Source organism: Streptomyces actuosus (genome assembly GCF_016921115.1).
Taxonomy (GTDB): domain Bacteria; phylum Actinomycetota; class Actinomycetes; order Streptomycetales; family Streptomycetaceae; genus Streptomyces; species Streptomyces actuosus_A.
Genome location: NZ_JAFFZS010000010.1, coordinates 1 through 24,865, shown reverse-complemented (window position 1 = coordinate 24,865; position 24,865 = coordinate 1). Strand labels below are relative to the sequence as shown.

Below are 24,865 nucleotides of genomic sequence, written 5' to 3'. Positions count from 1 at the left end.
GGGTCCGGTGGACAGGGGTGCCGGGCACAGCAGACCCCACCTGTCGACCCCTCAGGGCGTGGGGAACGTCACATCCGCAGCAGGGCGTACGGGGGCCGGAATTCAGCCACGTGATGTCCCGGAAATTGCGCGGTGGCCGTTCCGTGATGGATGCGAGGCCATGGACTGCTGAATTCCCCGGCAATCGGCGGACCACGCTGGGTGAACGGCTAACGCGGGTGTGTCATCGAACGGTTTCGGTCAGCAGCTCCCGCAGAAATGTCAGGTCGACTTCTTCCAGGGAGGTCACCACAGTGCGCCGGGTGGCGGGCGCGATGGGGGCGACCGAGGGCACGACCACCACGTGGCAGCCGGCGGCCTCGGCGGCGGCGACCCCGGTGGCGGTGTCCTCGATGACGGCGCATCTGACCGGATCCGCTCCGAGGCCGGTGGCGGCCAGCAGGTAGGGATCGGGGTGCGGCTTGGTGCGGGCGACCTCGTCGCCGGCGACGGTGAGGTGGAATCGGTGCGGACCGAGGGAGGTGAGGACGCGGTCGATGATGCGCCGGTGCGAGGCGGAGACCAGGGCCGTGGGAATGCCGTGGTCGCTCAGTTCGGCCAGCAGCCGGGCGGCGCCGGGCATCAGCGGCAAGGTGCGGTCGATGCGGTCCTCGAAGCCCTCGTTGAGCAGGACGGTGAGCTCGGCGAGGGTGACGTCGGCGCCCGTCGCCTCGATGAGGAACCCGGCACTGCGGGTCATCGGGCCGCCGACCACGACATGGCGCCAGGCGTCCTCCAGCGTGTGGCCGAGGGCGGCGAACACCTCGACCTCGACGTCCCACCAGAAGCCCTCGGTGTCCACCAGGGTTCCGTCCATGTCGAGCAGCACGGCCTGCAGGGTGGAGCCCTTGGCCGTGGCGGTTCCGAGCGCGGGGACCGTACGGGTCATCCGGGCGCACCTCCTTGAGGGACGGTCAGGCCGGTTCCCTTCCGGGGAACCGGCCTGCGGTGGACCGACCAGTGTACGTCGCGCGCGAACGAAATGCTTCGTTTGAAAGACGAGGTCGGGGGCACTCTCCCAAACCCGGCCCCGCGCGCCGGGAGGGCCTTCGGTGTGCCCCCGGACGGGCGCGCGGGCATTGCCCGGCGGGCCTCAGCGGGCGTTGAAGTACTTGGCCTCGGGGTGGTGGATCACGATCGCGTCGGTGGACTGCTCGGGGTGGAGCTGGAACTCCTCCGACAGGTGGACGCCGATACGCTCCGGCTGGAGCAGGTCCGCGATCTTGGCGCGGTCCTCCAGGTCGGGGCAGGCGCCGTAGCCGAGGGAGAAGCGGGCTCCGCGGTACTTCAGGGCGAACATGTCCTCGACGTCCGCCGGGTCCTCGCCGGCGAAGCCGAGCTCGGCGCGCACGCGGGCGTGCCAGTACTCGGCGAGGGCCTCGGCCAGCTGGACGGACAGGCCGTGCAGCTCCAGGTAGTCGCGATAGGCGTCAGCCTCGAACAGACGTGCGGTCTCCTCGCCGATGCGGGAGCCCACGGTGACCACCTGGAGGCCGACGACGTCCGTCTCACCGGACTCCTCGGGGCGGAAGAAGTCCGCCAGGCAGAGCCGCCGGCCGCGTCGCTGGCGCGGGAAGGTGAAGCGGGTGCGCTCATGGCCCGACTCGTCCAGGATGATCAGGTCGTCGTCCTTGGACACGCACGGGAAGTAGCCGTGGACGACGGCCGCCTCCAGCAGGTTCTCCGTCTGCAGCCGGTCCAGCAGTCCACGCAGCCGCGGGCGGCCCTCGGTCTCGACCAGCTCCTCGTACGTCGGCCCCTCGCCGGTGCGCGCCTGCTTCAGCCCCCACTGGCCCTTGAACAGGGCACCCTCGTCGATCCAGGAGGCGTACTCCTTGAGCTGGATGCCCTTGATCACGCGGGTGCCGAAGAACGGCGGGGTGGGGATCGGGTTGTCCGTGGAGACGTCGGAGCGGACGTGCCCCTCCTCCGGCCGCTCCTGCACCTCGGCGGTGGCCGCTCGCACCCGCCGCTGCCTGAGTTCCGGCAGCCCGACTCCGGGCACGCCGCGCTTGACGCCGATCAGGGCGTCCATCAGCCGCAGGCCCTCGAAGGCGTCGCGGGCGTAGCGGACCTCGCCCTCGTAGATCTCGTACAGGTCCTGCTCGACGTAGGCGCGGGTCAGCGCGGCGCCGCCGAGGATGACGGGGTAGCTGGCGGCCAGGCCGCGGGCATTGAGCTCCTCCAGGTTCTCCTTCATGATCACCGTGGACTTCACCAGGAGCCCGGACATGCCGATCACGTCGGCGTTGTGCTCCTGGGCCGCCTCCAGGATCGCGGAGACCGGCTGCTTGATGCCGAGGTTGACGACGTTGTAGCCGTTGTTGGACAGGATGATGTCGACGAGGTTCTTGCCGATGTCGTGCACGTCGCCGCGCACGGTCGCCAGCACGATGGTGCCCTTGCCGGCCTCGTCGGTCTTCTCCATGTGCGGTTCGAGGTGCGCGACGGCGGTCTTCATCACCTCGGCGGACTGGAGCACGAACGGCAGCTGCATCTGGCCGGAGCCGAACAGCTCGCCGACCACCTTCATGCCGTCGAGCAGGGTGTCGTTGACGATCTCCAGCGCCGGGCGGGTCTGCAGCGCCTCGTCCAGGTCGGCCTCCAGGCCGGTCCGCTCGCCGTCGATGATGCGCCGCTTGAGGCGCTCCTGGAGGGGCAGCGCGGCCAGCTCCTCGGCCTTGGACGCCTTGAGCGACTTGGCCGTGGCGCCCTCGAAGAGGGCCATCAGCTTCTGCAGGGGGTCGTAGCCCTCGCTGCGGCGGTCGTGGATCAGGTCGAGGGCGGTCTGCACCTGCTCCTCGTCGAAGCGGGCGATCGGCAGGATCTTGCTCGCGTGGACGATCGCGGAGTCCAGGCCCGCCTTGACGCACTCGTCCAGGAAGACGGAGTTCAGCAGGATCCGGGCGGCCGGGTTGAGGCCGAAGGAGATGTTCGACAGGCCCAGCGTGGTCTGCACGTCCGGGTGCCGCTTCTTCAGCTCGCGGATGGCCTCGACGGTGGCGACGCCGTCCTTGCGGGACTCCTCCTGACCGGTGCAGATGGTGAAGGTCAGGCAGTCGATGAGGATGTCCTCCTCGTGGATGCCCCAGGAGCCGGTCAGATCGGCGATCAGCCGTTCGGCGATCTCGACCTTCTTCTCGACGGTACGGGCCTGGCCCTCCTCGTCGATGGTCAGCGCGATGAGCGCGGCACCGTGCTCCTGCGCCAGCCGGGTGACCTTGGCGAACCGGGATTCGGGGCCGTCGCCGTCCTCGTAGTTGACCGAGTTGATCACCGCCCGCCCGCCGAGCTTCTCCAGGCCCGCCCGGATCACCTCGACCTCGGTGGAGTCCAGCACGATCGGCAGGGTGGAGGCGGTGGCGAAGCGGCCGGCGAGTTCCTCCATGTCGGCGACGCCGTCGCGGCCGACGTAGTCCACGCAGAGGTCGAGCAGGTGCGCGCCCTCGCGGATCTGCTCGCGGGCCATCTCCACGCAGTCGTCCCAGCGGCCGTCCAGCATGGCCTCGCGGAACTTCTTGGAGCCGTTGGCGTTGGTGCGCTCGCCGATGGCCAGGTAGGAGGTGTCCTGGCGGAACGGGACCGACTGGTAGAGGGAGGCGGCGCCGGGCTCGGGCCGGGGGCTGCGCTCGACGGGGGCCAGCCCGCTCACCCGCTCCACCACCTGCCGCAGGTGCTCGGGCGTGGTGCCGCAGCAGCCGCCGACCAGGGACAGGCCGTAGTCCCGGACGAAGTTCTCCTGCGCGTCCGCCAGCTCGGGCGCGGTCAGCGGGTAGTGCGCCCCGTCCGCGGTGAGCACCGGCAGGCCCGCGTTCGGCATGCACGACAGCTGGACGCGGGAGTGGCGGGCGAGGTAGCGCAGGTGCTCGCTCATCTCGGCGGGGCCGGTGGCGCAGTTCAGGCCGATCATGTCGATGCCCAGCGGTTCCAGCGCGGTCAGGGCCGCGCCGATCTCCGAGCCGAGCAGCATGGTGCCGGTGGTCTCGACGGTGACCGACACGATGAGCGGGACCTCGTAGCCGGCGGTCTCCATGGCGCTGCGGGCGGCGATGACCGAGGCCTTCGTCTGGAGCAGGTCCTGCGTGGTCTCCACCAGGAGCGCGTCGGCGCCCCCGGCGAGCAGACCCTCGGCGTTGCTCCGGTAGGCGTCGCGGATCGCGGCGAAGGTGGTGTGGCCGAGGGTGGGCAGCTTGGTGCCGGGACCCATCGAACCGAGCACCCAGCGCTGGCGCCCGTCCCGGGCCGTGAACTCGTCCGCCGTCTCGCGGGCGATGCGGGCGCCGGCCTCGGACAGTTCGTGGACCCGCTCGGCGATGTCGTACTCGCCGAGGGCGGAGAGGTTGGCGCCGAAGGTGTTGGTCTCCACGCAGTCGACGCCCGCGTCGAAGTACGCCGAGTGGACCGAACGGACGATGTCGGGCCGCGTGACGTTGAGGACCTCGTTGCAGCCCTCGAGGTTCTGGAAGTCCTGCAGCGTGGGTTCCTGGGCCTGGAGCATGGTGCCCATCGCTCCGTCGGCGACCACCACACGGGTGGCGAACGCCTGGCGGAGCGCGGACGCACGGGCCCGGCTGTCGGCGGAAGGGGTCGGCGGCTGCGCGGCCATGAAGGGGCTCCCTTTGGGGTGCGACGGCTGTCGGCTATGCGGCGTCCCGGACAATGCCCCGGGAGGCGCACGGCGCCAGCGTAACCGGGAGTGGGCTTGGATGGGCAGCGCGTCCACGGGGCGGGACGCGCGCCCGTGTCGGGAGGCCGTCCGCGGCGCCGCGGAAGCACCCCGGCGCGACCGGGGGGCCACGCGAACGGCGACGGATGTCCGCCGACCATTAGCGGTGGGTCGCCAGGAAACGGTAGTGTTCGACAATGCCGAACGACGGCAGCGAGGGCCGCACCTGGTCGGCCGAAGGGGACGGAGGCAGAACGGCGATGTCACGGAACATCCAGTCGCTCGAACGCGCGGCAGCGATGCTGCGCCTGCTCGCGGGCGGCGAACGGCGGCTGGGTCTGTCGGACATCGCATCGTCCCTGAGTCTGGCCAAGGGCACCGCCCACGGCATCCTGCGCACCCTGCAGCAGGAGGGCTTCGTCGAACAGGACGAGGCCTCCGGCCGCTACCAGCTGGGCGCGGAGCTGCTGCGCCTGGGCACCACCTATCTCGACGTGCACGAGTTGCGGGCGCGCGCCCTGGTGTGGACGGACGACCTGGCCCGCGCCAGCGGGGAGAGCGTGTACCTCGGAGTCCTGCACCAGCAGGGCGTGCTGATCGTGCACCACGTCTTCCGCCCCGACGACAGCCGGCAGGTGCTGGAGATCGGGGCCATGCAACCGCTGCACTCCACCGCCCTGGGCAAGGTGCTGTCGGCCTACGACCCCGTCGCGCACAGCGAGGCCATGGAGGCCGACCGCAAGGCCTTCACCGACCGCACGGTGTGCGACCTGGACGCCTTCGAGCACGTCCTCGACATCACCCGTGCGCGCGGCTACGCCGCCGATGTGGAGGAGACCTGGGAGGGCGTCGCGTCCCTCGCCGCACCCATCCACGACCGCCGGCGCATGCCGGTGGGCGCCGTGGGCATCACCGGCGCGGTGGAGCGGGTGCGGCCCGACGAGGAACTGCGGCCCGAGCTGATCGCGGCCGTTCGCGACTGCGCCCGCGCGGTGTCGCGCGATCTGGGCGCCGGGCGGTTCTGACCCGCGCGGGTCCACCGAGGAAGCGACCGGGGCCCCGGACGGGGTCCCGGCTTTCGGCATACCCTGAAATCGGTCGAAAATTGACATGTAGGGCGAAGGTGCACACCTCGCCCTTGATTGCGGCCCGCAATCGATAGCTCGCCGCGATCAATAACGATCGCGCTTTCGATAACAGAACCCTTGACGCATGCGTGACGCCGGAGCAAGACTCCCGTCCATCGGTCGGCATTGTCGAACACCTACCGGCAATACGCGCTAGAGTGTGACAACGCCAAGGGCCGGTATCGCTCTCACCCCCGAGGGCGCCGGAAGCCCGGTGGGACCCGGGATCCGGCTTCCCTGGCACGCAAGGACAAAGGAGTCGCGGGTGTCCAGCTCCGACATCTTCATCGGCGAGACCATCGGTACCGCCATACTCATCCTGCTCGGCGGCGGCGTCTGCGCCGCCGTGACGCTCAAGGCCTCCAAGGCCCGTAACGCCGGCTGGGTCGCCATCGCCTTCGGGTGGGGCTTCGCCGTCATGACGGCCGTGTACGTCTCCGGCCCCCTCTCCGGCGCACATCTCAACCCGGCCGTCACCGTGGCCCTCGCCATCAAGGACGGCGACTGGACGAACGTGCCGACCTACATCGGCGGCCAGCTGCTCGGCGCCATGATCGGTGCGACGCTCGTCTGGATCGCCTACTACGGCCAGTTCCAGGCCCACCTGACCGACAAGGAGATCGTCGGCGGTCCGGGTGCGCAGGCCACGACGGCCAAGGCCGTCGAGGCGCAGGAGCAGGGCGCCGGCCCGGTTCTGGGCGTCTTCTCCACCGGTCCCGAGATCCGGAACGCGGTGCAGAACCTCGCCACCGAGATCATCGGCACCGTGGTGCTGGTCATCGCGGTCCTCACGCAGGGCCTGAACGACAAGGGCAACGGCCTGGGCGTCCTCGGCGGTCTGATCGTCGCGCTCGTGGTGGTCTCGATCGGTTTCTCGCTGGGCGGCCCCACCGGCTACGCGATCAACCCGGCCCGTGACCTCGGTCCGCGCATCGTGCACGCCCTCCTGCCCCTGCCCAACAAGGGCGGCTCCGACTGGGGCTACGCCTGGGTCCCGGTGGTCGGTCCGCTGATCGGCGCCGCCATCGGAGCAGGCATCTACAACGTCGCGTTTGCCTGAGAGCACCTCACTCACAGCACGTGCCGTACGTCATGCCCCATCCATACGGAACCTCCAGGAGAACACAGTGACCGACGCCCACGCCGGCCCGTTCATCGCCGCCATCGACCAGGGCACCACCTCCAGCCGCTGCATCGTCTTCGACCGGGACGGCCGGATCGTCTCCGTCGACCAGAAGGAGCACGAGCAGATCTTCCCGAAGCCGGGCTGGGTCGAGCACGACGCCAACGAGATCTGGACCAACGTCCAGGAGGTCGTCGCCGGAGCCGTCTCCAAGGCCGGCATCACCCGCGACGACATCAAGGCCATCGGCATCACCAACCAGCGCGAGACCACCGTTCTGTGGGACAAGAACACCGGTCGGCCCGTGCACAACGCCATCGTCTGGCAGGACACCCGCACCGACGCCCTGTGCCGGGAACTCGGCCGCAACGTCGGCCAGGACCGCTTCCGCCGCGAGACCGGCCTGCCGCTGGCCTCCTACTTCGCCGGTCCCAAGGCCCGCTGGCTGCTCGACAACGTCGAGGGCCTGAAGGAGCGCGCCGAGGCCGGGGACATCCTCTTCGGCACCATGGACACCTGGGTCATCTGGAACCTCACCGGCGGTGTCGACGGCGGCAAGCACGTCACCGACGTCACCAACGCCTCCCGCACCATGCTGATGAACCTCCACACCATGGAGTGGGACGACAAGATCTGCGAGTCCATCGGCGTGCCGATGGAGATCCTGCCGGAGATCCGGTCCTCCGCCGAGGTGTACGGCGAGATCACCGGTGGCAAGCTCGGCGATCTGCTCGGCGGCATCCCGGTCGCCAGCGCGCTCGGCGACCAGCAGGCGGCCCTGTTCGGCCAGACCTGCTTCTCCGAGGGCGAGACCAAGTCGACGTACGGCACCGGCACCTTCATGGTGATGAACACCGGCGACAAGATCATCAACTCGTACGCCGGCCTGCTGACCACCGTCGGCTACAAGATCGGCGAGCAGCCGACGGTCTACGCCCTGGAGGGCTCGATCGCCGTCACCGGCTCGCTGGTGCAGTGGATGCGGGACCAGATGGGCCTGATCTCCACCGCCGCGGAGATCGAGACGCTCGCGCTCTCGGTCGAGGACAACGGCGGCGCCTACTTCGTGCCGGCCTTCTCCGGCCTGTTCGCCCCGCACTGGCGCTCCGACGCCCGCGGTGTGATCGCCGGCCTGACCCGGTACGTCACCAAGGCGCACCTCGCGCGTGCCGTCCTGGAGGCCACCGCCTGGCAGACCCGGGAGATCGCCGACGCCATGACGAAGGACTCCGGCGTCGAGCTTGCCACCCTCAAGGTCGACGGTGGCATGACCGCCAACAACCTGCTGATGCAGACCCTGTCCGACGTCCTGGACGCACCGGTGGTGCGCCCGATGGTCGCCGAGACGACCTGCCTCGGCGCCGCCTACGCCGCCGGCCTCGCCGTCGGCTTCTGGAACAGCACCGACGACCTGCGCGCCAACTGGCGGCGGGCCGCCGAGTGGACCCCCCGCATGGACGCGGAGACCCGCGACCGTGAGTACAAGAGCTGGCTCAAGGCCGTCGACCGGACCATGGGCTGGATCGCCGAGGAAGACTGACGAGGAGTTAGAACCCGACATGACCACTCAGTCCACCCTGCAGTCCGTACCTGCCCTGGGGACGCGACCGGCCTCCGGCTCCCACCCGAGCCGCGCCGAGACCAGGGAGCAGCTCTCCAAGGCGTCGTACGACCTTCTCGTCATCGGCGGCGGCATCCTGGGCATCTCCACCGCCTGGCACGCCGCGCAGTCCGGCCTCAGGGTGGCACTGGTCGACGCCGGCGACTTCGCCGGCGCCACCTCGTCCGCCTCCTCCAAGCTGCTCCACGGCGGTCTGCGCTACCTGCAGACCGGCGCGGTGAAGCTGGTGGCGGAGAACCACTTCGAGCGCCGTGCGGTCTCCCGCCAGGTGGCCCCCCACCTGGCGAACCCGCTCACCTTCTACCTCCCCGTGTACAAGGGCGGGCCGCACGGCGCGGCGAAGCTCGGGGCGGGCGTCTTCGCCTACTCCGCGCTCTCCGCGTTCGGTGACGGCGTGGGCCACCTGCTCTCCCCCGCCAAGGCCGCGCAGGACGTGCCCGAGCTGCGTACCGAGAACCTGAAGGCCGTCGCCGTGTACGGCGACGACCAGATGAACGACGCGCGCATGGCGCTGATGACGGTCCGCGCGACCGTCGAGGCGGGCGCCGTCGTGCTCAACCACGCCGAAGTCACGGGGCTGCGCTTCACCAAGGGCCGGGTGACCGGCGCGGAGCTGCGCGACCGTCTCTCCGGCGAGGAGTTCGGCGTCACGGCCCGCCTGGTGCTGAACGCGACCGGCCCGTGGGTCGACCACCTGCGCCGGATGGAGGACCCCGGCGCGGCGCCGTCCATCCGGCTGTCGAAGGGGGCGCACCTGGTGCTGAAGCGGACCTCTCCGTGGAAGGCCGCGCTCGCCACCCCGATCGACAAGTACCGCATCACCTTCGCCCTCCCCTGGGAGGACATGCTGCTGCTGGGCACCACGGACGAGGAGTTCGAGGGCGACCCGGCGGACGTCGCGGTCAACGACAAGGACATATCCCAGATCCTGGACGAGGCCGCGTTCTCCGTGCGCGACCAGCAGCTCGACCGCGATCTGATCACCTACGCCTTCGCCGGCCTGCGGGTGCTGCCGGGTGGCCCCGGCGACACCGCCAAGGCCAAGCGCGAGACGGTCGTCACCGAGGGCAAGGGCGGCATGCTCTCCGTCGCCGGCGGCAAGTGGACCACCTTCCGGCACATCGGCCGCACGGTGATGCAGAAGCTGGAGTCGCTGCCGGGACACCCCCTGGGCGACGACTTCGAGCCGATCTCCTCGCTGCCGAGGAAGCTTCCCCTGCCGGGTGTCGCCAACCCGCGCGCGGTCGCCCACCGCCTGCTGGTGGACCGCCCGGCGCCCGGGCCGCGGATGTCCGCGGACACCGCCCGGCACCTGGCCACGCACTACGGTTCGCTGGCCTTCGACATCGCCCGCCTGGCCAACGAGAACCCGCAGCTGGGCGAGCGCATCCACCCGGACGCACCCGAGATCTGGGCCCAGGTCGTCTACGCCCGGGACAACGAGTGGGCCGAGACGGCGGACGACGTGCTGCGCCGCCGCACGACGCTGACGATCCGGGGTCTGGCCACGGACGAGGTCCGGACGAAGGTCCAGGGCCTGCTCGACGAGAAGTAGACCGCCACGGACCGGAAGGGGCGGCTCCAGCGCCGACGGAGCCGCCCCTTCCGCCTGCCCCGCCGTTCGCGCCCTCCCGGCCCGCAACCCGGGGCGGGACCCCAACGACCTGCGCGGACCTGTGCGGCCGCAGCGCCCCCGCCGGCTCCGTGCGCCGTGCGGGGGCGCTGCCGGCCGGGACGTCCGACGGGGTGTTCCGGAGTGGCGAACGGGGCAGTGATCCGTTCACTCCCCCGTGCACGGGGGATGCGGGCCCGCCCGGCGCACGCCGTAAGGTTGGGTGGTCAAGCGAGGGCACGTCGGAAGGAGGCACTGGGTGATCGAGCTCGAGGGGGTTCCCGAGCTGATCGACCCGGTCATGGTGGCCGCGTTCGAGGGCTGGAACGATGCCGGCGACGCCGCCTCCACCGCGGTCGCGCATCTGGAACGTGAGTGGAAGGGCGAGGTGTTCGCGGCGCTGGACGCCGAGGACTACTACGACTTCCAGGTGAACCGCCCCACGGTGTGGATGGACGGCGGCGTCCGCAAGATCACCTGGCCGACCACCCGCCTGTCGGTGGTCCGGGTCGGCGGCGACAAACCGCGCGACCTGGTGCTGGTCCGGGGTATCGAACCCTCCATGCGCTGGCGTTCGTTCTGCAACGAGCTGCTGGGCTTCGCACACGAGCTGGGGGTGGAACTCGTGGTCGTCCTGGGCGCCCTGCTCGGCGACACCCCGCACACGCGCCCGGTCCCGATCAGCGGGACCACCTCCGACCCGGACCTGGCCCGGCGCATGGATCTGGAGGAGACCAAGTACGAGGGCCCCACGGGCATCGTCGGCGTCCTCCAGGAGGCGTGCACGCACGCGGGCGTCCCGGCGGTGTCGCTGTGGGCGGCCGTTCCGCACTACGTGTCGCAGCCGCCGAACCCGAAGGCCACCCTGGCCCTGCTCAACCGGCTGGAGGACCTGATCGGCGTGCGCATCCCGCTGGGCGAGCTGCCCGAGGACGCGCGCGCCTGGCAGGTGGGCGTGGACCAGCTGGCGGCGGAGGACAGCGAGGTCGCCGAGTACGTCCAGACGCTGGAGGAGGCCCGCGACACCGCGGAGCTGCCGGAGGCCTCGGGCGAGGCGATCGCCCGCGAGTTCGAGCGCTACCTGCGCCGCCGGGACGGCGGCGGCCCGCCCGGCGGGCACGCCACGGCGGACGGCGAGGGCCCGTCGTACCTGCGGGACAGCTCCAGCGAGCGGACCCGGCCGCCGAAGCCGCCGAGGGCGGATCCGGAGCCGGACAAGGGCGACGAGGACTCGACGGAGGACTGAGCCCCGGGGCGAACGGCCTGTGGGCCGGCGCCGGGGCGAGCGAGGGGCGGTGCGACGCACCGCCCCTCAGCCGTTCCCTGGTGGCGCCGTACCGCCGTGCCCCGCTGTACCGCTCGCCCCTCCGTGCACCGTTGCGGCGTTCCGTCGCGCCCTCCACGGACCGTGCCGCGGTGCCGCGGTGCCGTCGGGGTTCGGCCGGTTACCGGCGTGACATCTGTTTCCGGCCGGATTGCACCCGTTACCCAATTCAACTTGTTCCAAACAAAGTTGGTGCGAAGACGGTCTGGACGGACCGCCGCGCGCGTGCTTGGTTGTCCCACGAAGGCGCGCCGCACGACCCCTCATGGCACCGGTACGGACCGAAGGGAGCGGCACAGATGACCGACCAGGCAGAGCCGGCACACGGCCCCGGGGCGTTGGGGCCGGGGCCCGACGGAGCGGGATTCACCTATCGAGGAGCCGAGCAGGAGCTGATCGTCGTCGCCCGCCCTGAGGCCCGGCTGCGTGCACGGGCCGACGGTGTCCGTTCCGCGTCGGGCGCCGACGTGACCTCTCTCACGATGTTCCTCAGCGACGAACAGCTCACGCTGGAGCCGCTGTTCGGCAGCGAGGAACGCCTGGCCCAGGCCACAGCTCCGGCGCCGGACGTGCCCGACCTCGCCCTGTTCTACCGGGTGCGCGGCGGGGAGACCCGCGCCCGCGAGCTGCGCGCCCGCATCGCCGCGCTGCCGGGCATCGACACCGCCTACGTCAAGCCGGGCGCCGTGCCGGCCGCCCTGGGGCAGAGCGAGTGGCACGCGGAGAAGGCGGAGAAGGCGCCGCCGACTCCCGACTTCAGCGGCCGTCAGGGCTATCTGCGCGCCGCCCCGGAGGGTGTCGGCGCCCTGTGGGCCCGGCAGCGGCAGGGTGGAGCGGGCCAGGACGTGACGGTGATCGTCGTGGAGGGTGCCTGGCAGCTCGGGCACGAGGACCTCGCCGCCAAGCTGGCGGGCGTGGTCGTCGGGACTCCGCTGGACGACCTGGCCTGGCGCAATCACGGCACGTCGGTCCTGGGCGTGGTGGGCGGCGACCGGGGCGAGTCGGGCGTGACCGGCATCGCGCCGGACGCGGTGACCGCCGCGGCCTCGGTCCGGGGCATCGGCTCCGCCGCGGCGATCCACGCGGCGGCCGAGCGGCTCGGCCCCGGCGACATCGTCCTCGTCGAACTGCACCGGCCCGGGCCGCGGTTCGAGTACGCCGAGCGGGACGACCAGCGCGGCTACCTGCCGCTCGAGTGGTGGCCGGACGACTTCGCGGCCGTGCGGTACGCCGCCGCCAGGGGCGTCCTGGTCGTGGCCGCCGCCGGCAACGGCGCCGAGTCGCTCGACGACGCGCTCTACGAGCGCCGCCCCGACGACTTCCCCGGCTGGTGGCGCAACCCGTTCAACCCGTCCAACGCCTCCTCCGGTGCCGTGCTGGTCGGCGCGGGCGCACCGCCGCCCGGCACGCACGGCCGCGACCACGGCCCCGACCGCTCGAGGCTGGCGTTCTCCAACCACGGCGCCCGCGTGGACGCGCAGGGCTGGGGGCACGAAGTGACGACCACCGGCGGCTTCTGGGACCGGCCCGGCGATCTGCAGGGCGGGCCCGAGGAGATCGCCTGGTACACGGACGCCTTCTCCGGGACCTCCGCCGCCGCTCCGGTGGTGGCGGGCGCGCTCGCCGGCCTTCAGGGCGTGCTCCGGGCCGCCGGCCGCCCGGTCATGTCCCCTGAGGACGCGCGCAGGGTGCTGCGGGCCACGGGTTCCCCGCAGCAGGACGCGCCGGACCGGCCCGCCTCCCAGCGGATCGGCAACCGGCCGGACATCAGGGCGGCGGTCACCCACCTGCTGCCGCAGGCGGTCGGCTCCGGCCAGGCCGAGCGGTACTGGGACGAGCTGCTGCCCTACCCGCCCGAACTCCCGCCCCGGCTCCGGTTGTTCGTCGCCGGCGCCTGGCGCACCCTCGACCATCCGTCCCCCGAGGTCCGCCAGGCGGTCCACACCGCCTTCGCGGGGGGACGGCCCGACGTCCGCGTCTGGTTCGCGGACGAAGAGATCGTCGGCCTCGTCGTCGTGGGCTGACGCACCATCGCACGGACCCATCACGTCAACGGAAGGTGGCATCGGCATGAGCACCACCCCGCAGATGAGTCACATGGGCCAGCAGCAGGGCCAGCAGTACCCCAGCACGTCGCCGTTCCTGCAACAGCCCTACCAGCAGCAGCCCTCTGTGCAGCAGCAGCCGTCCCAGCCGGCCTACCAGCAGCAGCCCTACCAGCAGCAGCCGTACGGCATGGGCGGCACGATGGAGCAGCTGCAGCAGCTCGGCCAGCAGCAGCCGTTCCAGCAGCTGCTGCAGCAGCTCGGCCGGCCCGACCAGCAGGCGCAGCAGAGCGAGCAGCAGGCGCAGCAGCAGATCCAGCAGATCGTCCAGGCCGCGGTGCAGCAGGTGATGCAGCAGGCCCAGGCCCAGGCCCTGGCCTCCGGCATCGCCGAGGGCTTCGTCGACATCGTCCACCCGCTCCAGGGCCACCCGCAGCAGGTGTTCCTGCGCATCCACGGTCAGTTCCGGGTGCTGAACAGCCCGACCCCGCAGCTGCACCAGCAGATCCAGGAGGCGTTCGCCTTCGGTCACCAGGTGATCGGCGTGTGGGACGCCCAGTCGCCCAGCGTGCTCCGCAGCGTCCGGATCCAGCGGATCTGACCGTCGCCCGCACAGCGGAAAGGGGCGCTTCCTCTGCGGAGGAAGCGCCCCGTTCGTGTGCGGTGAGGACCTACAGGGCCACGCCCAGCAGCGCGTCCACGGCGCGCGAGACGATGCCCGGGGCGCCGGTGTCCGTCCCTCCCGCGTCCTGCTGGAGGGCGACCCAGCGGTCGACGGCGGCGAGGGCCGCCGGGGCGTCGAGGTCGTCGGCGAGGGCGTCGCGGATCTCCTCGACCAGTGCCTCGGCGGACGGGCCGTCCGGCCGGGACACGGCGGCGCGCCAGCGGCCGAGACGGGCGAGCGCCTCCTGGAGCACCTGGTCGGTCCACTCCCAGTCGGACCGGTAGTGGTGGGCGAGGAGGGAGAGCCGGACGGCGGCCGGATCGACGCCGTCGCGCCGCAGCTGCGAGACGAAGACGAGGTTGCCCTTGGACTTGGACATCTTCGCGCCGTGCAGGGCGACCATGCCGGCGTGGACGTAGGCCTTGGCCATGGGGAACTCGCCGGTCAGCACCTGGGCGTGGGAAGCGCCCATCTCGTGGTGCGGGAAGGCGAGGTCGGAGCCTCCGCCCTGCACGTCGAAGCCCATGCCGAGGTGGTCCAGGGCGATGGCCACGCACTCGATGTGCCAGCCGGGCCGGCCAGGGCCGAGCGAACCCCCCTCCCAGCTGGGTTCACCGGGACGGGCGGCCATCCACAGCATCGGGTCGAGCGGGTTCTTCTTGCCCGGGCGGTCGGGGTCGCCGCCCCGTTCGGCGGACAGCAGCCGCATCGCGGCGGCATCCAGGTTGGACACCTCGCCGAAGTGCGGGTCGGCCTCGACGGAGAAGTAGATGTCGCCGTCGAGCTCGTAGGCGGCGCCGAGCTCGCGCAGCCGCTCCACGAGCGGGACGATCCCGGGTATGGCCTCGACGGCGCCGATGTAGTGCTGCGGCGGGAGCATCCGCAGCGCGGTCATGTCCTCACGGAAGAGGGCGGTCTCCTGCTCGGCGAGGGCGGCCCAGTCGACGTCGTCGCGCTGCGCCCGCTCCAGCAGTGGATCGTCGATGTCGGTGACGTTCTGGACGTAGTGGACCTGCCGCTTGGTGTCGAGCCACACGCGCTGCACGAGGTCGAACGCGTTGTAGGTCGCCGCGTGTCCCAGGTGGGTGGCGTCGTAGGGGGTGATGCCGCAGACGTAGAGACGGGCGACGGGACCGGGGCGGAGGGTCACCGGACCCCCGGTCGCGGTGTCGTGAATCCTGAGGTCGCGGCCCTGACCGGGCAGGGCGGGGACCTCGGAAGCGGGCCAGGCATGCATGTCATGAGCCTAACCGGACTGATGTTCCGTATACGAACCGGTGGGGTCCGGATGGCCGGGAAGGCGCTCTTGTGCGATCCCGGCCAGTGTGCAAGGGCCGACGGGCCGGGCCCGGGGCTGGTGCTGCGAACCGGGAACGTTCACCGGCTCGCGACGCCCTGCACGGCACCCGGCGGCGCTGTCACAGCACTAGACGGGGGGCCACGGTATCGCCGGCCACTCGCCGCTGGGCTCCGGGTGCTTCCGGGAGGCGAGGAGCGCGCCGACACGCGCGCGCGTGGCGTCGATCTCGGCGGGGGTGATGAGTCCGGCCAGCCGGGCCGCCAGCGCACCGCCGTCGGCGAGTGCCGTACCGAGGGCACCCAGCACCTCGACCGCCTCGGCGGTGAGGGGCTCCCCCGCCCAGCCCCACAGCAGCGTCCTCAGCTTGTCGTCGACGTTGAAGGTGACCCCGTGGTCGATGCCGTACAGCCGGCCCTCGGCGGCGGGCAGCAGGTGGCCGCCCTTGCGGTCGGCGTTGTTGATCACCGCGTCGAGCACGGCGAGCCGCCGCAGCCGCTCGTCGTCGGCGTGCACCAGCAGCGCCGTTCGGCCCTCACCGACCTCGGCGAACCCGACGGCCTTCCAGCCGGGCGCGGGCTCCTCGTCGTCGACGAGGGCGAGCAGCTCGGCGTCCGGCACGACGTCGATCCACAGCTGGCACATGCCCTCGCCGTAGGGCCCCTCCCGCAGCACGGTCGGCGGGACGAGCCGCCAGCCGGTGGCCTCGGAGACCTCGTAGGCGGCCACCTCGCGCCCGGCGAGGGTGCCGTCGGGAAAGTCCCACAGCGGCCGCTCCCCGGCGACCGGCTTGTACACGCAGGACGCCTCGCGACCCTCGTGCGCGACCGTGCAGAACAGCGCCGCGTTGGAGGCGTCCCGGAGGCGTCCGCGCACCCTGAGCTCACCGTGCGCGAGCAACTCGGCGGCGGTCACGCTCCGCGGCGGTATCCGTTCTGGCGCGGACATACGTGTCCTTCCGGGTCGAGCGGCAGGCTGCACAGCGGGCAGGGCGGCCGGCCGGCGTTGACGACGTCGAGGGCCCGCTTGGCGAAGGCTCTGGCCTGTGCGCCGCTGAGCCGGACCCTCAGCATCGGGGGCCCGTTCTCCTCGTCCTGGAGGAGCCGTTCCTCGGCCTCGGCGAGATCCTCCTCGGAGTCGGCGTCGAGCTCGACGAGGGCCTGGGCCTCGACGATCATGCGCTGCTCCTCGCCGTCCCAGGCCAGGGCCATGGTGCCGACCCGGAACTCCTCCTCGATCGGGGTGTCGAGGGGGGCGGTGTCGGCGACCTCCGAGGGTGCCACGGCGGGCACCGAGGCGCTGCCGCCGCTCCGGCGCACGACCTCGTCCAGCAGCTCGTCCATGCGCTCGGCGAGTGCGGCGACCTGGGTCTTCTCCAGGGCCACGCTGGTCACCCGGGAGCCGGCGGTGGCCTGGAGGAAGAACGTACGGCGCCCGGGCAGTCCGACCGTGCCGGCGACGAAGCGGTCCGGCGGGTCGTAGAGGAACACCTGACGGGACACGTCCAGTCTCCATGGGAATCGTTCGTGGATGGGTTCGCGGGGGATCCGCTGGGAGTGCTGCGAATCGGGAGTGCGGGCAGGTCCTGCGGGAATGCGTGGGTGCGGACGCTTCACCCTACTGCGGCCGACGATCACGGTGCGCCCGTGCCGCCCCCTACGGGTGCGTCCCCGGCCGGTGCCTCCCCGGCCGCGGGTTCCCCGCGGGGCGCGAGGGAGGCGAAGTCACCGGTGTCGCCGAGCCGCAGGAGGAACGGCCGCAGCCGGGTGTACCGGATCGCGGTGACGGAGCACGGTTCGACGGAGATCCGCTGGAAGAGGTCGAGATGAAGTCCGAGTGCGTCGGCCACGAGCGACTTGATGATGTCGCCGTGCGAGCACATGAGGTAGACGGCGTCGGCGCCGTGGTCGCGCTCCACGCGCGCGTTCCACTCGCGTACCGCCTCGGCTGCGCGGGTCTGCATGGCGCGCATGGACTCGCCGCCGGGGAAGGCGGCGGCGGACGGATGGGCCTGCACGACCTCCATCAGGGGCTCGTCCTTGAGCTCCGCGAGCTTGCGGCCCGACCAGTCGCCGTAGTGGCACTCGCCGATCCGCTCGTCGGTGTGGGCGGTCAGCCCGGGCCGGGCGTCGAGCAGCGGCCGTACGGTCTCCTGGCAGCGCTGGAGCGGGCTGACGACGGCCTCGGCGAGCGGCAGGCCGGCGAGCCGGTCGGGCAGGGCGGCCGCCTGCGCGGCGCCGCGGTCGTCCAGACCGACGCCGGGTGTCCATCCGGCGAGCAGTCCCTCGGTGTTGGCGGTGGAGCGTCCGTGCCGGACGAGGATCAGCGTGGGCATGCGGCCCAGCGTAGGCGTACGCCCGGGTGCGCCGGGGCGCCGCAGGCGGGACAATACGCTCCGTGATCGTCGACTGCGCCATCTACCGCGACGGGCACCGCACGGAGGGTCCGCCGGAGTTCGCGGACGCCCTCGACGTGGCGCGCGCGGCCGGCGGTTTCGTGTGGATCGGGCTGCACGAGCCGACCGAGGAGGAGTTCGACACGGTCACCGAGGAGTTCGCGCTGCATCCGCTGGCCGTGGAGGACGCGCTCAACGCGCACCAGCGGCCGAAGCTGGAGGTGTACGACGACTCGCTGTTCCTGGTGCTGAAGCCGGTGGTCTACGAACCGCGCAGCGGGACGGTCTCGGCCGGTGAGGTCATGGTGTTCCTGGGCGACTGCTTCGCGGTGACGGTGCGGCACGGCGTCGGTTCGCCGCTGAGCGCGGTGCGGCGGCGGCTGGAGTGCGAGCCGGAGATCCTCGGCAAGGGCCCGACGGCGGTGCTGTACGCGATCGCCGACGCGGTCGTCGACCACTACGTCGAGGTCGCCAGTGAGCTGCAGACCGATCTGGAGGAGCTGGAGGCGGAGGTGTTCTCGCCGGACGGCGGCGGCTCGCGCCACACCGCGTCGCGGATCTACGGCTTCAAGCGGCAGATCCTGGAGTTCCGGCGGGCGACGGGGCCGCTGGCCCTTCCGCTGCACCGGCTGGCGGGCACCGGCCCGTTCGGCACGGCGGTGCCGTACGTCAGCGACAAGGCCCGCCCGTTCTTCCGGGACGTGCACGACCACCTCACGCGCGTGAACGAGTCCGTGGACGGCCTCGACCGCCTGGTGTCGGACATCCTGGCGGCCCATCTGGCGCAGATGAGCGTCCGGCAGAACGACGACATGCGGAAGATCTCGGCGTGGGCGGCGATGGCCGCGGTCCCCACGATGATCGCGGGGATCTACGGCATGAATTTCCGGCACATGCCGGAGGTGCGCTGGGTGTGGTCCTACCCGGTGGTGATCGCGGCCATGGCGGCCCTGGAGGTGCTGCTGTACCGGCTGTTCAAGCGGCGGGGCTGGCTGTAGTGCGTACGGGGGGCGGGCTCGCCCGGGTCAGGCGAACTCGGGGTGGGCGGGGGCCGCGGGGCCGCCGAGCGCGTTGCGGTGTTCGGGCATGGTCAGCGAGACCATGCGCCGCCAGCCCGCGACCCGCTCCCAGGCGTACACCGCGTGGATGCCGGCCGCCAGGACGGCCGACTTGGCCCTGGACCAGTGCAGGATGCGTCCCATCTCGGCCATGACGGCGAGGCTGACGTCGCGGTAGATGCGGATCTCGGCGAGCGCGCACTCGCGCAGGGTGCGCTGGATGGCGCGGCCGTGGCCCGCGCGGGCGAAGCGCAGGAGTTCCTCGTGGCAGTAGGCGAGGTGGTTGTCCTCGTCGTGGGAGATCTGGCGGACCGCGCGGCCGATGTCGGGATGGTCGCCGAAGTACCGGCGCAGCAGGTCCATCTGCTCCGAGGCGCGCTGCTCGGTGACGCGGCTGTGCGCGAGGTAGGTGACGATGTCCTGGACGGTCAGCGGCCGGTCGCTCCTGAGCTTCTCGTGGGCGAGCCCGATGCCGTTCCGCTCCAGGAGCATCGTGTAGTCGGTGCCGGCCGGGACCGGGACGGGCTGCAGGCCCCGCTTCTTCATCAGGGCCTTGAAGATGCGGCCGTGCTTGTCCTCGTCGGCTCCGTGCCGGGTGATCTTGGGGGCCATGTCGCGCTCGCCCTCCGGTACGAGCGCGGCGATCCGTGCGTTCTCCCAGCCGCCCTGCGACTCACCGCTGGCGGCGATGGAGCAGAACAGGGCGAAGGACTCGTCGTCGTCGAGGATCTCCTGGAACAGACTCTTGGCCGAAAGCATCGTGGGCACCTCTCTGCAGGATCCGCGAAGAACGAGTCAAATGCCACAAGAAGGACACCGCAACAGCTGTGTCGGGCCAGTCCGCCGAAAGGAGGAGGACAGGGTCGCGACCGGGGCGTAACCGCGCCCGCCCGGGCGCGTTGTTCCCCGTGACGGCCGTGGCGGGGAAGACCCCCGAGCCCCCACCACGGCCGCAGAAAGTCTCCTCGCCACGCCCCTCTGGTTACGCGAGCCCGGCGCGCTCCATGGCGTCCACACCGGCGCGCAGGGAGGCGAGCCGCTCGTCCAGGGTGAAGCCGGCCGGAGCGAGCGTGAGGGTGGTGACACCGGCCGCCGCGTAGGCCTTCATCCGGTCGGCGATGCGCTCCACCGAGCCGAGCAGGGTGGTCCGGTCGATCAGGTCGTGCGGAACGGCCGCGGCGGCACCCTCCTTGTCGCCGGAGAGGTACTTCTCCTGGACCTCGGCGGCGGCCTGCTCGTAGCCCATGCGCCGGGCGAGCTGGTTGTAGAAGTTCTGCTTGAAGCTGCCCATGCCGCCGACGTACAGCGCGGTGTACGGCCGGAAGGTGTCCGCCAGCCGGGTCACGTCCTTGTCGTCGCCGACGGCGAGCGGGAGGGTCGGGCAGACGTCGAAGCCGTCCATGGTCTTTCCGGCCTTCTCGCGCCCGGCGCGCAGGTACGTGACCGCGGTCTCCTCCAGGTGGTCGGCGGAGGGGAAGATCAGCAGGGCGCCGTCGGCGATCTCGCCGGTCTGCTCCAGGTTCTTCGGCCCGATCGCGGCGATGTAGAGCGGGATGTGCTCGCGCTGCGGGTGGACGGTCAGCTTGATCGGCTTGCCCGGGCCCCCGGGCAGCGGCAGCGTCCAGTGCTCGCCGTCGTAGGACAGCCTCTCGCGGCTCATCGCCCTGCGGACGATCTCGACGTACTCACGCGTGCGTGCCAGCGGCTTGTCGAACTTCACGCCGTACCAGCCCTCGGAGACCTGCGGGCCGGACACGCCGAGGCCGAGGCGGAACCGGCCGCCGGAGAGGGAGTCGAGGGTCGCCGCCGTCATGGCGGTCATGGCGGGCTGGCGGGCCGGGATCTGCATGATCGCGGAGCCGACGTCGATGCGCTCGGTCCGCGCCGCCACGTAGGAGAGCACCGTCGGCGCGTCGGAGCCGTAGGCCTCGGCGGCCCAGCAGACGGCGTACCCGAGCCGGTCGGCCTCCTGGGCCACCGCCAGATTGTCGGCGTCCATGCCGGCGCCCCAGTAGCCGAGGTTGATCCCGAGTTGCATACCCGATCCCCTTACCCATCGGTAATGTCCCTTGTGCGGCCGACCTTAGCGTGCGGAAATCGGTTGTCCACAGGCAACCCACGGCCCACCTCTGGCCAGTAATCTCGGCGTTCATGGAACAGAGGCATCTCGGCCGCACCGGCCTGCGCGTGTCCCGGATCGGGCTCGGCACCCTGACCTGGGGCCGGGACACCGACGAGCACGACGCCGCGGACCTGATGAAGACGTTCTGGGAGGCGGGCGGCACCCTCGTCGACACCGCGGACGTGTATGGCGACGGCGATGCCGAGTACCTGCTCGGGCGCCTCATGGAGGGCCTCGTCCCGCGGCGGGATCTGGTGATCTCGACGAAGGCGGGCAGCGTGCCCGACCCCGACCGCCGCTTCGACGGTTCGCGCGGGCATCTGCTCGCCGCGCTGGACGCCTCCCTCGCGCGGCTCGGCACGGACCACGTCGACCTGTGGCACGTCCACGCCTTCGACCCCGAGACCCCTCTGGAGGAGACCCTGCACGCCCTCGACCTGGCCGTCAGCAGCGGCCGGGCGCGCTACGCGGGCGTCTCCAACTTCTGCGGCTGGCAGCTCGCCAAGGCGGCGACCTGGCAACTGGCGGCCGCGGGCGCACGGACCCGGCTGGCCAGTACGCAGATGGAGTACTCACTGCTGCAACGCGGTGTGGAGCGCGAGGTGCTGCCGGCCGCCCTGGACCTGGGCATCGGCCTGCTGCCGTCGTCGCCGCTGGGCCGCGGTGTCCTGACCGGCAAGTACCGGGGCGATTCCCTGCCGCCCGACTCGCGCGGCGCCTCCGAGCACCTCGCCCCGTTCGTCGCTCCCTACCTGGACGACACCGCGAGCCGCATCGTCGACGCCGTGTCGACTGCGGCGGACGGTCTCGCGGTGTCCCCGCTCCAGGTGGCCCTCGCCTGGGTCCGGGACCGGCCCGGTGTCGCCGCGCCGATCGTCGGCGCGCGCACGGCACAGCAGCTCACGGCGGCATTGTCGGTGGAGGCGCTTAATCTTCCTGACGAGATCTGCCGGGCGCTCGACGACGTGTCGGCGCCCGTGCACCGCTATCCCGATCACGACTGGAGCACGCTGTGAGCACGGAGCCGGAGGCCACGGACAACACCGGGCCGGGGACGCCGGACATCGGGGCGGAGGGGGCCACGCACGGGACCGGGTCGGCCGGCGCGGAGACGGCCCCGCAGGAGGACGCCGCCGCCACGGACGAGGGAACCGGGTCGACCGGCGGCGACGGCCGGGCCGCGGGCGGGGAGGACGGCGGCGCTCCCGCGGATGACGAGGGGGGCGAGGCTGCCGCGGCCGGCCACGAGGACGACGAGGACGAGGAAGGGGCCGGGAAGGTCTCCGAGGCCCAGGCGGAGCTGGCGGCCCAGCGGGTCGAGCGGGAGCGGATCGAGCGGCGCAGGGCCGAGCGCAGGGGGCCCGTCGAGAGCGGGGCCAAGCTGAGCGGCACGGCCGCCGACCTGCTCGCGGCGGTACGGGCAGTGGAGAGCGGGCAGAAGCCGGCGGAGACGGTGTTCCACGAGCCGCCCGCACCCCGCCGCCCCGCCCCGGAGCCCGTGCACCGGCCCCGGCCCGCGCAGCCCGCGTCCGCCGCCGCGCCCGCGCTGCCCTCGGACGCGTCCGTCGCGGCGGCGCGCGAGGTACTGGCCGCCGGTGGCGCTCCCGAGGGGCTGGCGGGGCAGGTGGCCGCCGTCCTCGGCGACGGCGCCGCGGAGGCGCTTCGCGCTGACCCCTGGCAGCTGCTGCGGGTCGCCGGGGTCCGGCCCGAGCACGCCGACTCGTTCGCCCGGGCGCTGCTCGGCGCCGAGTGCGCCCCGGACGACGAGCGGCGCGGCCGGGCGGTCACCGTCTGGCTGCTGGAGCAGGCGGCCCTCGCCGGGCACACCGCCCTGGAGCTGCCCGCGCTGACCGCCGCGCTGGCGCAGCGGGGTGTGCCGGAGGCGGAGGACGCCGTCCAGAACGCGATCGCCGAGGGTGACGCCCTCGTGTTCCAGGACGCCCTGGAGGAGCCCGCCGGCCGGCCGGCCGGACCGGGTACGGGGGCCGAGGGGGCCGACGTCGGCGACGGGGGCCAGGGGGAGGAAGAGGAGGCGGAGCGCCCGGTTCGCGTCCTGGTCGGCCTGGAACGGTACGCGCTCGCGGAGGAGAGCCTCGCCGACGCCCTGGCCCGGTTGGTCAACTCCCTCGCCGAGGAGGAGGTCCCGGCGGACTGGGAGTCGGCCGCCGCGTCGGTCTCGGGGAGCGCGGCCGAGCTGATCCGCGCCGTCGCCGGGCACGGCCTGGTGCTGCACACCGGCGGGGAGGCGTCCCGCGCGGAACCGGCGGCGCTCCTCGCCGCCGCCCGCGCGCTGGGCCTGCGGGCCGTCGGTGCCTGCCACACGTCCGGCGGCAGCCGCCGTCTCGCCGGACCGCCGCAGGCGGCCGGGGCCCGCCGCCCCTCGGGCGGCGACTCGGCCGGTGCGGGAGCATCGCCCGGGACGGAGGAGGTCGCCACGGTCGCCGGGCTGCTCTCGGGCACCGAGGGTCCCGGCCGGGACGCCGAGGGCGCGCTCGCCCTGGATCTTCTGGTCGTGCTCGACGCGCCGCAGCTGGACGTGGAGAGCGCGGCGATGCTGGCCGAGTCCCTGCCGGACGGGGCCCGGCTGGTGCTGAGCGGGGATCCGGCGGTGCTGTGGTCGGCCGGACCCGGGCGGGTCTTCGCCGATCTGCTCGCCGCCCGCGTCTGCCCGCAGGTCGCCTCCCGCACCCCGGACCCGGGGCCCCTCGGCGAACTGGTCTCCGGTGTCGGGATCGGTGAGCTGAACCAGGTCGAGGCGCCGGGCAAGGAGCTGGTGATCGTACCCGTGCGGGACGCGGGCGAGGCCGTGCACCGGACGGTGCAGCTGGTCGCGGACTCGGTGCCGCGAGCCCTGGGCATCCCGGCGGAGCAGACCGTCGTGATCACCCCGGGGCACGGGGGCGCGGCCGGCACCCGCGCCCTCAACACCGCGCTCAAGGAGCGGCTCAATCCCGGCCCGGGCCGGTTCGGCGGCTTCGATCCCGGCGACCGGATCGCCTACTCCCCCGCTCCGGGACGCACGCTGCCCGGGCAGGTGGTGAAGGCCGACGCCGACGGGCTGCACCTGTCGTGCGCGGGCACCCCGGTGGTCGTACCGCGGGAGCGGGTGGAGCAGTCGGTGCGGCACGGGTGGGCGCTGACCGCGCACCAGGCGGTGGGCGACCGGTGGCCGGCGGCCGTCGTCGTGCTGCCCGGGGACGCCGCGCAGACGCTGAGCCGGCCGTGGGTGTACACGGCCTTCGGGCGTGCCGACCGACATCTGTCGGTGGTCCACGGTGTGGAGCAGGCACTGCCCCACGCCGTCCGTGAGGTCGGGCCGAAGCCGCGGACGACCCGGCTGCCGCTTCTGCTGCGCGCCCAGGTCCCGGCCCCGGCCTGACGGCGGCCGGAGGGCGGCGGGCGGAGGAATGCGGCGCATCGGCCAAGGCGGTTTGCGGGACGGACGTGCCTCCCGGGGCCGCCGTGCCGGCCGGTGCCGTCGGCGGTACGGTGCCACGACCGAAGGAGGGGCGGCTCGGCGCCGGTCACGGCGCCTCGCCGGGGCGAGCCACACCCCGGCCGCGTCCGGTGCACGGGGACCGCTCCGGCCGGGGACGTACGGTGCCGGGCGCCCCTGCCGCCCGGCGGAGCGCTCCGGTCACAGCACTAGTAGATTGTTGCGGCTAAGTATTGTTCTGGTTGGTGGAGTTGAGGGTCGGGCAGGCTCCCCTTGTCGTTTCCGTTCGGCCGGGCAGGGGTGTCGTGTCCTCGCAGAAGAAGTATCCGGTTGCGT

The 24,865-nt window shown here is 72.4% G+C and carries 18 protein-coding genes; 10 read left to right on the top strand and 8 right to left on the bottom strand.

Features of this window, described 5'->3' with window-relative positions:
* Positions 1–223: 223 nt before the first annotated feature.
* Both JS756_RS15005 and metH read right to left on the bottom strand, forming a co-directional pair.
* On the bottom strand, positions 224–928 hold the full coding sequence (locus JS756_RS15005) for an HAD family hydrolase (RefSeq protein ID WP_205383605.1): 705 nt from the start codon (positions 926–928) through the stop codon (positions 224–226).
* Between the two features lie 204 nt (positions 929–1,132).
* Positions 1,133–4,645 carry a methionine synthase gene (gene metH, locus JS756_RS15000; RefSeq protein ID WP_205383604.1) on the bottom strand — a complete coding sequence of 1,171 codons (3,513 nt, stop codon included), beginning with the start codon at positions 4,643–4,645 and terminating at the stop codon, positions 1,133–1,135.
* 320 nt (positions 4,646–4,965) lie between these two features.
* Here metH and JS756_RS14995 point away from each other — a divergent pair, with 320 nt between their 5' ends.
* The 7 genes from JS756_RS14995 (at position 4,966) to JS756_RS14965 (ending at position 14,158) form a co-directional block, all read left to right on the top strand.
* Positions 4,966–5,730: an IclR family transcriptional regulator gene (locus JS756_RS14995; RefSeq protein ID WP_205383764.1), complete on the top strand. Its 765-nt coding sequence runs from the start codon at positions 4,966–4,968 to the stop codon at positions 5,728–5,730.
* A 367-nt stretch (positions 5,731–6,097) separates the two neighbouring features.
* Positions 6,098–6,892, top strand: coding sequence for an MIP/aquaporin family protein (locus JS756_RS14990; protein WP_205383603.1), 795 nt, complete (start codon positions 6,098–6,100; stop codon positions 6,890–6,892).
* A 67-nt stretch (positions 6,893–6,959) separates the two neighbouring features.
* Entirely contained in the window at positions 6,960–8,495 is a 1,536-nt protein-coding gene (gene glpK, locus JS756_RS14985) for a glycerol kinase GlpK (protein WP_205383602.1), read from the top strand.
* Positions 8,496–8,514: 19 nt separating this feature from the next.
* Complete coding sequence (locus JS756_RS14980) at positions 8,515–10,131, top strand: glycerol-3-phosphate dehydrogenase/oxidase (protein WP_205383601.1); 1,617 nt, start codon at positions 8,515–8,517, stop codon at positions 10,129–10,131.
* A gap of 316 nt (positions 10,132–10,447) precedes the next feature.
* Entirely contained in the window at positions 10,448–11,434 is a 987-nt protein-coding gene (locus tag JS756_RS14975) for a PAC2 family protein (RefSeq protein ID WP_205383600.1), read from the top strand.
* Positions 11,435–11,811: 377 nt separating this feature from the next.
* Complete coding sequence (locus JS756_RS14970; protein ID WP_205383599.1) at positions 11,812–13,536, top strand: S8 family serine peptidase; 1,725 nt, start codon at positions 11,812–11,814, stop codon at positions 13,534–13,536.
* A 46-nt stretch (positions 13,537–13,582) separates the two neighbouring features.
* The gene (locus tag JS756_RS14965) at positions 13,583–14,158 is read left to right on the top strand and encodes a hypothetical protein (RefSeq protein WP_205383598.1); all 576 of its coding nucleotides are present in this window, start codon (positions 13,583–13,585) and stop codon (positions 14,156–14,158) included.
* Positions 14,159–14,228: 70 nt separating this feature from the next.
* On the opposite strand, the gene mshC is transcribed toward JS756_RS14965, so the two are convergent.
* From mshC to JS756_RS14945, 4 genes are all read right to left on the bottom strand, one after another.
* Positions 14,229–15,458 carry a cysteine--1-D-myo-inosityl 2-amino-2-deoxy-alpha-D-glucopyranoside ligase gene (mshC, locus tag JS756_RS14960; protein WP_205383597.1) on the bottom strand — a complete coding sequence of 410 codons (1,230 nt, stop codon included), beginning with the start codon at positions 15,456–15,458 and terminating at the stop codon, positions 14,229–14,231.
* Positions 15,459–15,647: 189 nt separating this feature from the next.
* Positions 15,648–16,466, bottom strand: coding sequence for an SCO1664 family protein (locus JS756_RS14955; RefSeq protein ID WP_205383596.1), 819 nt, complete (start codon positions 16,464–16,466; stop codon positions 15,648–15,650).
* Positions 16,430–17,020, bottom strand: a complete 591-nt coding sequence (locus tag JS756_RS14950) for a DUF3090 domain-containing protein (protein ID WP_205383595.1) — start codon at positions 17,018–17,020, stop codon at positions 16,430–16,432. Before JS756_RS14950 ends, JS756_RS14955 begins: the two co-directional genes overlap by 37 nt.
* Positions 17,021–17,151: 131 nt before the next feature.
* Positions 17,152–17,853, bottom strand: a complete 702-nt coding sequence (locus tag JS756_RS14945) for a histidine phosphatase family protein (RefSeq protein ID WP_205383594.1) — start codon at positions 17,851–17,853, stop codon at positions 17,152–17,154.
* 62 nt (positions 17,854–17,915) lie between these two features.
* Here JS756_RS14945 and JS756_RS14940 point away from each other — a divergent pair, with 62 nt between their 5' ends.
* On the top strand, positions 17,916–18,911 hold the full coding sequence (locus JS756_RS14940) for a magnesium and cobalt transport protein CorA (RefSeq protein WP_205383593.1): 996 nt from the start codon (positions 17,916–17,918) through the stop codon (positions 18,909–18,911).
* 27 nt (positions 18,912–18,938) lie between these two features.
* On the opposite strand, the gene JS756_RS14935 is transcribed toward JS756_RS14940, so the two are convergent.
* Both JS756_RS14935 and JS756_RS14930 read right to left on the bottom strand, forming a co-directional pair.
* Positions 18,939–19,730: a ferritin-like domain-containing protein gene (locus JS756_RS14935; protein WP_205383592.1), complete on the bottom strand. Its 792-nt coding sequence runs from the start codon at positions 19,728–19,730 to the stop codon at positions 18,939–18,941.
* 223 nt (positions 19,731–19,953) lie between these two features.
* A complete protein-coding gene (locus JS756_RS14930; protein WP_205383591.1) occupies positions 19,954–21,009 on the bottom strand; it encodes an LLM class F420-dependent oxidoreductase in 1,056 nt (351 codons plus the stop codon).
* A gap of 113 nt (positions 21,010–21,122) precedes the next feature.
* On the opposite strand from JS756_RS14930, the gene JS756_RS14925 reads away from it, so the two are divergent.
* Together JS756_RS14925 and JS756_RS14920 are read left to right on the top strand one after the other, a co-directional pair.
* Complete coding sequence (locus tag JS756_RS14925) at positions 21,123–22,109, top strand: aldo/keto reductase (protein WP_205383590.1); 987 nt, start codon at positions 21,123–21,125, stop codon at positions 22,107–22,109.
* Positions 22,106–24,472, top strand: coding sequence for a helix-hairpin-helix domain-containing protein (locus tag JS756_RS14920; protein ID WP_205383589.1), 2,367 nt, complete (start codon positions 22,106–22,108; stop codon positions 24,470–24,472). The genes JS756_RS14925 and JS756_RS14920 overlap by 4 nt, the downstream gene beginning before the upstream one ends.
* The last annotated feature ends 393 nt before the right edge of the window (positions 24,473–24,865 follow it).